Raw genomic sequence first — 12,445 nt, 5'->3', positions numbered from 1 at the left:
CACGGCGGAGAGCGTACCTTCACTCGTCACTCCCCGGCGCGTATCCGCACCGGGGACGGCCGGGTTCCGGTCGGCGGGATCTTCCCGCTCTTCAGCGCGAACGTCATCACCCTCTTGAAGACCGGGGCGGCGATCTCACCGCCGTAGTGGCCCTCCTGGGGGTCCTGCAGGACCGCCAGGACGACCAGCCTGGGCTTGTCCGCCGGGGCGAAGCCGACGAACGTCGCGGTGTAGCCGCAGTAGCCCTGGCACCTGGTGTCGTAGCGCATCGCGGTGCCGGTCTTGCCCGCCACCCGGTAGCCGTCGATCGAGGCGAGGTTGCCGGTGCCGCCCTCGCTCACCGCGGCCTCCAGCATCGCGGAGACCTCCCGTGCCGTACGCTCGCTGATCACCCGGGTCCGCTCGGCCGGAGGGGACGCCGTGAAGGCGCCGTTCTCGCCGGTGGTCCCGGCCACCACCTGCGGCGTGACGCGCACCCCGCCGTTGGCGATGGTCTGGTAGACGCTGGCCGTCTGCAGCGCGGTCACCGAGACGCCCTGGCCGTAGGCGATCGTGCAGCGCTGGCTGCCCGACCAGTCCTTCCAGTCGGGCAGCAGCCCGGCCTCCTCCCCCGGCAGGCCGGTGCCGGGCCGGGTGCCGAACCCGAAGCGCTGCAGCATCGAGTGGAGCTTCTCGTCGCCGATCCGCTGGGTGGCCAGGATGGTGCCCACGTTGCTGGAGGTCGCCACGATGCCGGAGAAGGTCAGCCGCTCGACGGGGTGCGGGTGGGAGTCCTTGAGCACCTGGTCGGCGCACCGGATCTGGTCGGGGACCGTGAACGGGGTCTCCGGCCGCACCGCCCCGGACTCCAGGGCCGCCGCCGCGGTGATGACCTTGTTGGTGCTGCCCGGCTCGAACACGTCGGTGACCGACCGGTTGACCCGGTCGGCGCCGGCCGCGGCCATCCAGTTGCCCAGGTCCAGCTCGGGCGCGTTGGCCATGGCGACGACCTGCCCGGTCGGCACGTCCATCACGATGACGCTGCCGGTACGGGAACCGGTGGCCTCGACCTGTTCGGCGATCACCTTCTGCGCGGCCCACTGGACGTCGCGGTCGATGGTCAGCCGCACGTCCCTGCCCTCGATGGGGGCCTGCAGGGTGCTGCGGGTCATCGGGATGCGCTGCCCCTGGCGGCCCGTCTCGATGATCTGCTTGCCGTCGCGTCCGGCGAGCAGCTTGTCGTAGGTGCTCTCCAGCCCGGCCAGCCCGGTGCCGTCGGTGCCGACGAAGCCCAGCAGGGTGCCCGCCAGGTCGCCGCCGGGGTAGTCACGGCGGTAGCGGTGCTTGCTGCCGACGCCCTTGAGGTCGTGCGCCATGATCCGCTGGGCGACCGCCGGGTCGGCGGCCGCGGCGATCTGCTGGTAGCGGCTGGTGCGATCGGCCAGTTTGGCGAGGATCGTCTCCTTGGTGGTGTTCAGTTCCTTGGCCAGGATCGTGGCCACCTGGTCGCGCCTGTCGTCGGAGATCTCCGAGGGGTCCACGAAGATCTCGCGCGCCTCCAGGGTCAGCGCGAGCTCGTGGCCCTTGACGTCGGTGATCGACCCCCGCCTGGCGGGCAGCCTCTCCTCCTGGACGCGCTGCTTGGCCGCCTCGGCCGTGTAGACCTTGGAGTCCAGGCCCTGCAGCTGGATCAGCCGCCCGGCGAAGATGGAGAGCACGAAGGTCATCACCATCAGGCCGATGCCGATGCGCCGGCGGGGGTTGCCCAGGCGCAGCACCGCGACCGGGCGCGCCGGAGGCCGGGGCGGCCTGCCACCCGGGCCGCCACCGCGCCCGCCCGCGCGCGGGCGCTCACCGCGGGCACCGGGACGCGCCCCTCCGGACGGGGGCGGCTCGTCCGCGCGCGGGACCCGCACCGGGCCGCGCGGCTCCGCCCCGGGCGGCCTGCGCGTCGTCTCGGGACTCCCCGGCCGGACGGGCCCGCCCGGCGGCCCGGGACGGACCGGCCTGCCCGTCGTCTCGGCGGCCCCCGGCCTTGCGGGGGGCCTGACCGGCCTGCCGGGGGTCCCGGAGGCGCCGCCCCGGTCGGGACGCGCCGACGGGCGGCCCTCCGGCCGTCCGGTCCTGCCCGGCGAGCCCGAGGCGGACGGCCTGGCGGCCGGTCCCGGCCTGCCGGTGGGCGTCTGCCTGCCGGTGGGGCCGGGCCTGCCCGCCGCCCCCGGTCTGCCGGTGGGGTTCTGCCTGCCGGACGCGCCGGAGCCGCCCTGGGCGGCCGGTCCCCTTGCGGGAGATCCCGGCGCGCCGGACCTGCCGGGCTTCTCGGGTTTCCCGGGCGTGCGCGGGCCGCCCGGGGACGCGGGCGAGCCCGTCCTGGCCGGGCCCGGCGGGGTGACGGCCCCCCTGCCCGAGCCCGCGGAGCTCGCGGAGCCCGGCTGTCGTGCGGCCGGGCCCGGAGGCACGACAGGCCGGGCGGGTGCCGCCGAGGGCCGGGCCGCCGGACCGTTCCTGCCGGACCGTGCGGCGCCCTGGCGGGCACCGGAGGCCTTTCCCGGCCCCGCGGCCGCCCCGCCGGGCCCGGCCGCCGGGGACGCCTTCCCGGCCGGGCCGGGCCTGCCGGTCTGCTCGGGCCCCTCCCCCGGCGCGGGCCTGCCCTTGGCGGCCCGTCCGGACGAGCGGTCCGCGGACGGCCTGCCCGTGGAAGCGGACGGCCTGCCCGTGGAGGTCCTGCCCGCGGACGACCTGCCCGCGGGACCCGGCCTGCCCGCCGGGGACGGTCCGGGGGGACCCTCCACCGGGCGGGGGCCGCCGGAACCGCTCACGCCCGGGACGTTCGGCGCGCCCGGACGGCCGGACCGGCGGCCGGAGCCTCCGCCCGCCCCGCCCCGGGGATCGTCGCGCCCCGGCACGGGATTGCGTCCGCCGCTCTCACTCACCGGCCGGGCCCGGCACTCGTTCCCGTCCGGCGGGCGCGCGGGTGTCACCGGCGACCTCGCCCGAGGAGCTGCCGGGGATGATGACGCGTGCGGTGTCCCAGTCCGGCTGCTCGCCCTGGTTCTCGTCGTTGCGCGCCAGGACGCCCGGCATCTCCAGGCGCATGTTGACGCTCTCCTTCTGCTCCCTGGCCAGCTGCAGCTCGTTGATGTCCTTGCGCAGCTCGCTGGCCCGGAAGGAGTCCTTGGCGAGCACGGCGTTCAGCAGCAGCAGGCTGACCAGGCCCCCGCAGAGCAGGCCGACCACGAGCAGCAGGAAGGGAGCCCTCGGCGCCCGCCGGCGCCCGGCGGCGGGCGCCGCCTGGACCGGCGTGGCCGGGCTCGCGACGGGACCGGCCGCGGCCGGCACGGGCCGGCGTCCGCGGGGCGTCGCGCGGGGGACGCGCGCGGGACGGGCACCGCGGCTGGGCGCGGCGCGTCGGACGTCTGTCTCACTCCTCGTCAACTGCCTCACGGATCCTCTCTGCCGCCCGACACCGGGCAGAGGCCGCCCGCGGGTTGCGGGCCACCTCCTCTTCGCTCGGAAGCTCGGCTCCCCTCGTCAGGAGCGCGAACCGCGGCTGGTGGGCCGGCAGCGGGACGGGGAGTCCCGCCGGGCCGGTGTCCCGGGTCCGCGCGGTGATGACCTGCTTGGTCAGCCGGTCCTCGAGGGAGTGGTAGGCGAGCACGACGACGCGCCCGCCCAGCGTCAGTGCGTCGAGCGCGGCCGGGAGCGCGCGTTCCAGCGCCGTCAACTCCGCGTTCACCTCGATTCGCAACGCCTGAAAAGTCCTTTTGGCGGGGTTGCCCCCGGTCCTGCGGGTCGCGGCCGGGATCGCCGTCCGGACGATCTCCGCAAGCCGCTTGGTAGACGTTATGGCCTCTCTGGCCCTTTCCTTGAGGATTAGGTTCGCGACACGCGGGGCGAATCGTTCTTCTCCGTAATCCCGCAGGATCCGGATCAGCTCGGGGGCGGAGTAGGTGTTGACCACGACCTCGGCGGTGAGCTCCTGGTCGCGGTCCATCCTCATGTCCAGCGGGGCGTCGTAGGAGTAGGCGAAGCCGCGCTCGGCCTCGTCCAGCTGCGGGGAGGAGACGCCCAGGTCGAACAGGGCGGCGTCGACACGCGGCCGGCCGGCGTCGGCCAGCACCTCGGCCAGCTCGTCGGAGACCGCGCGCACCAGCGTGATCCGGTCGGCGTACGGGGCGAGCCGGGCGGTGGAGCGCTCGATGGCGGTGGGGTCGCGGTCGATCCCGATCAGGTGGAGCGCGGGATGGGCGGCGAGCAGCGCCTCGGCGTGGCCGCCGAGGCCGAGGTTGGCGTCGACGAGCACGGGGGCCGGCCTGTTCAGCGCCGGGGCCAGCAGTTCCAGCACCCGGTCGAGCATCACCGGGACGTGGCCCGGCGGCGCCTGGGGATCGCGCTGGAGATCGTGGCCGCGCGAATGCAGATCATGACTGTCGTTCTCGGCGCGCATGAAGCGCCAACCCCCTTGTTTCCCGCCCCGTCCGCGGACGTGCGGCGGGCCCTCACCGGCCTGTCGAAACCGGCCCCTACCCTCGGGGCCGTCCGGCCAGGTCCCCATCCGCACCCGCGTGTCGTCCCGTCACCTGACACCGGGGAAGGTGCATCAGCTGACGGGCAGGTGGTTGCGGGTGGAGACCTCGCCGAACGACGTTTTCACCGATGAGTCGACCGTGGAGTCACAGAATCCCTGGCAGCACCTCCTCCGACAGATCGGCAAAAGCCTGCTCTTGGTCGGCCAGATAGGCGCTCCAGGCATCCTCGGCCCAGATCTCCAGCCGGGTGTTGGCCCCGATGACCACGCAGTCGCGGCGCAGGCTGGCGTATTCACGCAGGGCCTGCGGAACGGTGATCCGGCCCTGCTTGTCGGCGACCTCGTCGGACGCGCTGGCGAACAGGACGCGGCTGTAGTCACGGACCGCCTTGGCGGTCACCGGCGCGGTGCGCAGAGCCTCGGTTATGCGCTGGAACTCCTCTACGGGAAAGACGTAGAGGCAGCGCTCCTGGCCTTTGGTGATCACCAGACCCTCCGCCAGCTCCTCACGGTACTTCGCCGGCAGGAACAGCCGTCCCTTGTCATCGAGACGCGGGTGGTGGGTGCCGAGGAACATCGGCCTCACCTCCCGTGCCCAGCGGAGCGCCAGGCATCGCAGCCCTGCCCTCCACTGCGCACCACCATACTCCACTTCTCTCCACCGTCAACTGATTCCACGCCTCTTCGCGGCGGGTTTCACCGACATTTCCCCAGTTCAAATGGGGTGGGGTGGAGTGGAGGGGGTTGGCGCCCCGACATAGGCCGCGGGCGTGTCGTAAACACCGTCCAATAGCTCAAAGATCATGAAATGCTCGTAGACCAGAGGAGAACCACGGGGGCCGAAACGGACGCCCGATCCGTCACGGGACCGGCACGTCATCCGCACAGGATCGGGATGAGGATGGGACACACTGTGGCCATTCACCCGGAATCATCCCTGATGACCAGATAAAGTCGCCGCCGGTCCGCGCGGCACCGTAGTGTCGGTAAACAGAATGAGCAAGGGGATCGCAAAGGTCCCGCGACAGAACCCCCCGGCGCGCAACCGCCGCACCTTCATGGAGGCCTGGGTGGCAGTAACCCATGACGTCTCACCGCAGCTTGATGATCTCGTCGTCACCGCGCACCGGATCCGTGAGTCGATCGAATCGGTGATCGAGGGCAAGAGCGACGTGGTCCGCCTGACCCTGACCGTACTGCTCGCCGAGGGCCACCTTCTCATCGAGGACGTCCCCGGAGTCGGCAAGACGATGCTCGCCAAGGCGCTGGCGAGGTCCATCGACTGCCCCGTGCGCCGCGTGCAGTTCACCCCGGACCTGCTCCCCAGCGACATCACCGGGGTGAGCGCCTACAACCAGCAGACCATGGAGTTCGAGTTCAAGCCCGGCCCGGTGTTCGCCAACATCGTGGTGGGCGACGAGATCAACCGGGCCTCGCCGAAGACCCAGTCGGCCCTGCTGGAGTGCATGGAGGAGCACCAGGTCACGGTGGACGGGGCGACCTACCGGCTGGACTCCCCCTTCATGGTGATCGCGACGCAGAACCCCATCGAGATGGAGGGCACCTATCCCCTCCCCGAGGCGCAGCGCGACCGCTTCACCGCCCGGATCGCGATGGGCTACCCCGCCCCGTCCGCCGAGTTGGAGATGCTCGACGTGCACGGCGCCGCCTCCCCGCTGGACAAGCTGGAGCCGGTCGCCACCACCGAGGAGGTCAAGGCGCTCATCGAGGCGGTGCGCGGCGTCTACGTCTCCCAGCCCATCAAGATGTACGCGATCGACCTGGTGACCGCCACCCGCCAGTCCCCCGACCTGAGGCTCGGCGCCTCGCCGCGCTCCACCCTGCAGCTGGTCCGGGCCGCGCGGGCGCACGCGGCGCTGGCCGGCCGCGACTACGTCATCCCCGACGACCTGCAGGACCTGTGCGTCCCGGTGCTGGCGCACCGGCTGCTGCCCAGCGTCGAGGCCCAGGGACAGCGCCGCCCGCCCGAGCAGGTGATCGCCGACCTGGTCCGCCGGGTGCCCGTTCCCGAGGCCCAGCCGCGGTGACCTCCGGCCTCAAGGCGCTCACCGCCCGCGGCCGGTCCTTTTTGGCGTCCGGCGTCGCGGCGCTGCTGTGCGCCTTCATCCTCGGCGAGCACGACCTGCTCAGGATCGGCGTGCTGATCCTGTCGCTGCCGCTGCTCGCCGCCATGGTGGTCGCCCGGACCCGCTACCGGCTGAGCTGCGCGCGGCGCCTGGACCCGCCGCGGGCCGAGGTGGGCAGCGAGGCCACCGTCACCCTGCGCCTGGAGAACGTCACCCGGCTGCCGACCGGCCTGCTGATGATCGAGGACACCGTCCCGTACGCCCTGGGGGCCCGGCCCAGGTTCGTCCTCGACCGGGTGGAGGCCAAGGGCGTCCGGGAGATCGACTACCGGGTCCGCTCCGACCTGCGCGGCCGGTTCACCATCGGGCCGCTGGCCATCCGGATCAGCGACCCGTTCGGCCTGGTCGAGCTGACCAGGGCCTTCACCATCACCGACACCCTGGTGGTGACGCCCCAGGTGGTGGCGTTGCCGCACGTGCGGCTGGCCGGCGAGTGGAGCGGCGGGGGCGAGAGCCGTACCAGGAGCGTGGCGGCGGCGGGGGACGACGACGTCGCGCCGCGCGAGTACCGCCAGGGGGACGACCTGCGGCGGGTGCACTGGCGCTCCACCGCCAGGCGCGGCGAGCTGATGGTGCGGCGCGAGGAACAGCAGTGGCAGAGCAGGGGCGCGCTGCTGCTGGACACCCGGCGCTACGCCCACCGCGGCGAGGGCCCGCGCTCGTCGTTCGAGGCGGCGGTCTCGGCCGCGGCCTCCATCGGCGTGCACCTCGCCCACGAGGGGCTCGGCCTGCGGCTGATCACCGACCAGGGGGCCGAGCACCTCACCGACAGCGGGCTGAGCCGGTCCCTGCTGGACACCCTGGCCGTGGTACGGGCCGGCACCGCCCGGTCGCTGGAGTTCGGCGTCGGCGCGCTGCGCCAGGGCGGCGGCGACGGCCTGATCGTGGCCGTGCTCGGCTACCTGGACCTGGAGCAGGCCCAGGAACTGGCCAGGGCCAGGCGCGGCAACGTGACCGGCGTGGCCGTGATGCTGGACGTGTCGGGATGGGAGCATCCCGAGCTGGGCGAGAACGAGGAGTTCCAGGCGGCGCGGGCGATCCTCGCCGGGACGGGCTGGCGCGTCGTGCGGCTGGCCGCGGGCGCCTCCGTCGTGAGCGTCTGGCAGGAGGCCGCGCGACGCGGCCCATTCGCAGCGAGCAGAGGTGACACATGAGACTTCCCATCGCCTCGGGGATGGCCACGGGAGCGGTCGCGATCGCTCTCTATCCCCTCTTCCAGGGAGGCGACTGGTTCTGGGCGAGCCTGGGGGCCGTCCTCGTGGTCGCCGGGATCGGCACGGCCGCCGGGTACTACGCGCTGCCCGGCTGGCTGGTGACGCCGGTGCAGGTGTTCGCCACGTGGATCTACCTCACCGCCACCTTCGCCGGTGACGAGGCCTGGGGCAGGGTGGTGCCCACCGCGGACTCGGTGGTGGAGCTGGCCAGGCTGCTGACCAGGGGCTTCGCCGACATCCAGCGGTTCGCCGCCCCCGTGCCCGACAGCACCGGCATCGTCCTGCTCACCTGCGGCGGCGTCGGCGTGATCGCGATCGCCGTGGACCTGCTGGCCGCGCGGCTGCACAGGGCAGCGCTCGCCGGGCTGCCGCTGCTGGCGCTGTTCACCGTCCCGGCCGCGGTGGTCGCCGAGCCGATCGGCTGGCCGGCGTTCATCGTCGGCGCCGCGGGCTACCTGGGGCTGCTCGTGGCCGACGGCCGCGAGCGGGTCACCCACTGGGGCCGGGCGGTGCTGGTACGCCGCACGTCGGCCGCCACGACCGCCCGTCCCGCCTCCTCCGACGCCGGGCCGCTGCGGCTGTCGGGCAAGCGCATCGGTTTCACCGCGGTCGCGCTGGCCATCCTGCTGCCCGCGCTGCTGCCGACCCTGGAGCCCAGCCCGCTGTTCGCGTTCGGCGTGGGCAACGGCAGGGGCGGCGGCAACTCGGTCAGCATCCCCAACCCCATCGTCAACCTGCGCGGCCAGCTCTCGCTGCCGGAGAACTCCACGGTGCTGACCTACCGGGTCAGCGACGGTGACTCGCGCTACCTGCGGATGTACTCCCTCGACGTCTTCGACGGCGAGCAGTGGACGATGTCGGAACCCAAGGGCCGTCCCGAGGACCGCACGTCCGAGGCCGCCATGCCGCCTCCCCCGGGCCAGAACCCGTCCCTGTCGGTCACCTCGGCCATGCTCGACGTCGCCGTGAGCGACCAGGTCAGGAGGCTGAGCTTCCTGCCGCTGCCCTACCCGGCGGCCCGGGTCACGGCCGCGGGCGACTGGCGGCCGGACCGGGACACGCTGATGGTCTTCTCCACCCGCGACACCGCCGAGGGCCTGTCGTACCGGGTGATCACCGCCGAGCCCAGGTCCACGGCGGAGCGGCTCAGGGCGGCGGGCCCGCCGTCCGCGGCGATCGGCGAGCGCTACCTGGCGCTCCCGGAGAACCTGCCCGGCGAGATCAGGCAGCTGGCGACCCGGGTGACCGAGCGCGGCGCGAGCCCGTACGAGCAGGCGATCCAGCTCCAGAAGTTCTTCACCGAGGACGGCGGGTTCACCTACGACCTGTCGACCCAGGGGCACGACGGGCCGGCGCTGACCGACTTCCTGATCCGTAACCGCACCGGGTACTGCGAGCAGTTCGCCGCCTCCATGGCGGTGCTCGCCCGCGTCCTGGGCATCCCCTCCCGGGTGGCCATCGGCTACACCGGCGGCGGCAGGGTCGCGGGGGCCTGGCAGGTGCGCACCCACGACTCGCACGCCTGGCCCGAGCTGTACTTCGAGGGGACCGGGTGGCTGCGTTTCGAGCCGACCCCGGCGGGCGGGGCCGGTCAGGGCAGCGCCACGGTGCCGGAGTACACCCGGCCGCAGGCGGCCCCGACCGCCAGCGCCGAGCCGAGCGCCGCGCCGTCGGCGGAGGCCGGCGACTCGACGACCGGACCGGGCGGGACCGCGGCGAACCGCCGTGACCGGATGCTCGAACGCGACCTGGGCGGCCTGCCGATCGCACCCGAGGAGGGCGTGCCGACGGCCGCGAAGATCGGCATCGGGGTGGCCGTCGCGCTGCTGGTCATGCTGATCCCCGGCCTGATCCGCTGGCAGCTGCGGCTCCGCCGCCGCAGGGCCTACTCGCGGCCGGTCCCTGCATCCGGGCCGGTCCCGGCCTCCGGGGGCGAAGGGCCGGTCGGGACGCCGGGACCGAGGCCGGCCGGGATCGCGTCGCCGGACGGGAGGCGCCGGGAGCCCGCGGTGGTGGCGGCCTGGGCCGAGCTCGACGACGCCCTGTGCGACTACGGGATGGCGCGGGAGCCGAGCGAGAGCCCGCGCTCGCTGGCCCGTCGGCTGGCGAAGCAGTACGCCTTCGACCCGGAGGCCACCGCCGCGCTGGCGAGGATCGCCGCCGCGGTGGAGCGGATGCTCTACGCCCGCAGCGGCGGGGAGGTCGGCACGCTCCGCGAGGACCTGTCCCGGGTACGGCGGGCGCTGGCGGCCACCGTGACCCGCGGCAGGCGGATCAGGGCGGTGCTGCTGCCCCCCTCGACGCTCCTACGGATGCGGGCGATGGGCGGGCGGGTGCTGGACGGGTTCGACCTGCTGGAGAACATCCGGCTGCGCAGGCCGGCCAGGAAGGGCGCCTGAGCCCGGGCATGGATCACCTCCGGCCGTTCCCCGTCCGGGGGACGGCCGGACGCGTTCCCGCCCCGGGAACGGCCGGCCCCTGGGCGCGGCCGGGTGCGGAGGATCACGGGCGTGAGGGGTCGCCCGGCGGGCCGGAGGAATCGACCGGGCGCGAGGGGTCACGGGGCGTGAGGGACCGGACCTGAAGGGTCACGGACCCGAAGACGGCCGGCCGCGGAGGGCCGGCGGGGCGCCGGAGATCGCCGGGCCGTCGCCGGGGCACGCGGGAGACGGATCCGGGCGCACGGAAGGGAAGTGTCACCGGGGAGGGACCCGCCGCCGCGGACGGCGGCGGCCCCGGCGGTCTAGCGCTCGTCGTGACGACGGCGCCAGCGCTCCTCCATGCGTTCCATGAAGCTCTGGCGGGGGCCGGGCCTGCGGCCGCCGCCCCCTGCCCTGCCGGGCGGCTGATCGGTCGGCGCGGCCGGACCGGCCTCACCGAACCCGTTCATCCGCTTCCAGCTCGACAGGCCCCACAGACATGAGGCGAGCATGACCACGAAACCGCCGACGCCGAGCGGGATGCCGAGCGGGACGTTGTTGATCACTACGCCGACCATCAGCAGGACGATGCCCAGGATGAAGCCGATTCCGGCCTTCACCAGACGACGCCTGTAGTGGCTGCGCGGATCACTGATCCTGACGGTATTGGCCCACTTCGGGTCCTCGGCGTAGAGGGCCTGCTCGATCTGGTCGAGCAAGCGCTGCTCGTGCTCAGAGAGCGGCACGGCGCCTCCCAAGGACAGCCCCAGGACGGGGAAGACGGTGACGGACGACACGGGGTGTCCGAACCTCGCGGTCGGTTATCCCCAGAATACGAGGCTGTAGACGTAGACGAAAGAAAACGTCCAACGTAGTCCAAACCGGAGGCGACGTCATGGTTCCATTCCATCAAACGGCGGGCGGATAAGGGAGGCCGGGAGTACCGCATCCCGGCCGAATCTTCGGGTCGCCCGGTCCATCGCCAGCTCGGCCTCCCGCCAGCCGGTCTCGCGCTCACCGAGACCGAGCTGCCGGGTCGCGCCCTCGGCCGGGCCGAGGTTCTCCAACCGCACGCCGACCAGCCGCAGCGGGACGTTCTCCAGGCCGGAGGCGGTGTAGAGATCGCAGGCGACGTCGTACACGATCTTGGCGACGTCGGTGGGGTCGTGCAGGCTCCGGGAGCGGGACAGGGTGGTGAAGTCGGCCCGGCGCAGCTTGACGCTGATCGTGCGGCCGACGACGCCAGCCCCCCGGAGCCGGGCCGCGACCCGTTCCGACAGCCGGAGCAGCTCCCGGCGGATCCGCACCGGGTCGTCGATGTCGGTGGCGAACGTCTCCTCGGCCCCGATGCTCTTGTCCGGCGTGTGCGGGGTGACGGGGCGGTCGTCGCGTCCCCAGGCGAGCTCGGCCAGGTGCGCGCCCGCCGCCTGCCCCAGCTCGCGCCGCAGGGTGTCCACCGGGACCGCGGCGAGGTCGCCGACGGTCGCGATGCCCAGCCGGGCCAGGGAGCGCTCGGTGCGCTCCCCGACGCCCCACAGCGCCGCCACCGGCAGCGGGTGCAGGAAGTCGACCACCTTGTCGGTCGGCACCACGAACAGCCCGTCGGGCTTGGCGTGCCGGGAGGCGAGCTTGGCCACGAACTTGTTGCGGGCCACCCCGACCGAGCAGGTGACGCCCTGCTCGCGGGCGACCTGCTCGCGGATCATCGCGGCGATCTCGGCCGGGCGGCCGAGCCGCTTGCGGGCCCCGGAGACGTCCAGGAACGCCTCGTCGGACGCGATGGGCTCGACCTCGGGGGTGAAGCTCTGGAAGATCTCCATGACCCGCCGGGAGACCTCGGCGTACTTCTCGCGGCTGGGCGGGAGGATCACCGCCTGAGGGCAGAGCCGCCGGGCCCGGGTCATGGGCATGGCCGAGTGCACCCCGAACTCCCTGGCCTCGTAGGTGGCGCTGAGCACCACCCCGCGGCCCGCGGACAGGCCGATGATGACGGGCCTGCCCCGCAGCTCCGGGCGCGTGCGCAGCTCGACACCGGCGTAGAAGGCGTCCATGTCGACGTGCAGGATCGGGCAGCCCGTGTCGTCCGACCCCAGGGCCGGACCGGGGCGCGGCATCTGCTGCTTTCTCGACACGACGTCATTCTACGGGAACACTCGT

The 12,445-nt window shown here is 73.5% G+C and carries 9 protein-coding genes; 3 read left to right on the top strand and 6 right to left on the bottom strand.

Going from position 1 to position 12,445, the window contains the following annotated elements; translation table 11 throughout:
* Nucleotides 1-26 precede the first annotated feature (26 nt).
* The 4 genes from ACZ6RT_RS13630 to mraZ form a co-directional block, all read right to left on the bottom strand.
* Nucleotides 27-1,757, bottom strand: a complete 1,731-nt coding sequence (locus ACZ6RT_RS13630; RefSeq protein ID WP_470153817.1) for a peptidoglycan D,D-transpeptidase FtsI family protein — start codon at nt 1,755-1,757, stop codon at nt 27-29.
* 1,147 nt (nt 1,758-2,904) lie between these two features.
* A complete protein-coding gene (locus tag ACZ6RT_RS13625) occupies nt 2,905-3,318 on the bottom strand; it encodes a hypothetical protein (RefSeq protein WP_399192183.1) in 414 nt (137 codons plus the stop codon).
* 82 nt (nt 3,319-3,400) lie between these two features.
* Entirely contained in the window at nt 3,401-4,336 is a 936-nt protein-coding gene (gene rsmH / locus ACZ6RT_RS13620) for a 16S rRNA (cytosine(1402)-N(4))-methyltransferase RsmH (RefSeq protein WP_399192291.1), read from the bottom strand.
* 316 nt (nt 4,337-4,652) lie between these two features.
* On the bottom strand, nt 4,653-5,084 hold the full coding sequence (gene mraZ, locus ACZ6RT_RS13615; protein WP_344896758.1) for a division/cell wall cluster transcriptional repressor MraZ: 432 nt from the start codon (nt 5,082-5,084) through the stop codon (nt 4,653-4,655).
* Between the two features lie 481 nt (nt 5,085-5,565).
* On the opposite strand from mraZ, the gene ACZ6RT_RS13610 reads away from it, so the two are divergent.
* The 3 genes from ACZ6RT_RS13610 to ACZ6RT_RS13600 are packed head-to-tail and all read left to right on the top strand — an operon-like array spanning nt 5,566 to nt 10,267.
* Complete coding sequence (locus tag ACZ6RT_RS13610; RefSeq protein WP_399192293.1) at nt 5,566-6,555, top strand: AAA family ATPase; 990 nt, start codon at nt 5,566-5,568, stop codon at nt 6,553-6,555.
* Entirely contained in the window at nt 6,552-7,808 is a 1,257-nt protein-coding gene (locus ACZ6RT_RS13605) for a DUF58 domain-containing protein (protein WP_470153659.1), read from the top strand. The genes ACZ6RT_RS13610 and ACZ6RT_RS13605 overlap by 4 nt, the downstream gene beginning before the upstream one ends.
* Nucleotides 7,805-10,267, top strand: a complete 2,463-nt coding sequence (locus tag ACZ6RT_RS13600) for a transglutaminase TgpA family protein (protein WP_470153657.1) — start codon at nt 7,805-7,807, stop codon at nt 10,265-10,267. Before ACZ6RT_RS13605 ends, ACZ6RT_RS13600 begins: the two co-directional genes overlap by 4 nt.
* A 344-nt stretch (nt 10,268-10,611) precedes the next feature.
* Here ACZ6RT_RS13600 and ACZ6RT_RS13595 read toward each other — a convergent pair whose 3' ends face one another.
* Both ACZ6RT_RS13595 and dinB read right to left on the bottom strand, forming a co-directional pair.
* On the bottom strand, nt 10,612-11,034 hold the full coding sequence (locus tag ACZ6RT_RS13595; protein ID WP_344896746.1) for a DUF3040 domain-containing protein: 423 nt from the start codon (nt 11,032-11,034) through the stop codon (nt 10,612-10,614).
* Between the two features lie 147 nt (nt 11,035-11,181).
* Nucleotides 11,182-12,402, bottom strand: coding sequence for a DNA polymerase IV (gene dinB, locus ACZ6RT_RS13590; protein ID WP_470153816.1), 1,221 nt, complete (start codon nt 12,400-12,402; stop codon nt 11,182-11,184).
* Between the last annotated feature and the right edge of the window lie 43 nt (nt 12,403-12,445).

Source organism: Streptosporangium sp. NPDC050148 (assembly GCF_055586505.1).
The sequence above is the reverse complement of the archived record's forward strand: the minus strand, read 5'-3'. Positions and strand labels throughout refer to the sequence as shown.

Coding starts and splice junctions, on each gene's coding strand:
- rsmH (WP_399192291.1), bottom strand. CDS start 4,336: ATGCTCGACCGGGTGCTGGAACTGCTGGCCCCGGCGCTGAACAGGCCG.
- dinB (WP_470153816.1), bottom strand. CDS start 12,402: ATGCCGCGCCCCGGTCCGGCCCTGGGGTCGGACGACACGGGCTGCCCG.
- mraZ (WP_344896758.1), bottom strand. CDS start 5,084: ATGTTCCTCGGCACCCACCACCCGCGTCTCGATGACAAGGGACGGCTG.
- ACZ6RT_RS13610 (WP_399192293.1), top strand. CDS start 5,566: ATGGAGGCCTGGGTGGCAGTAACCCATGACGTCTCACCGCAGCTTGAT.
- ACZ6RT_RS13600 (WP_470153657.1), top strand. CDS start 7,805: ATGAGACTTCCCATCGCCTCGGGGATGGCCACGGGAGCGGTCGCGATC.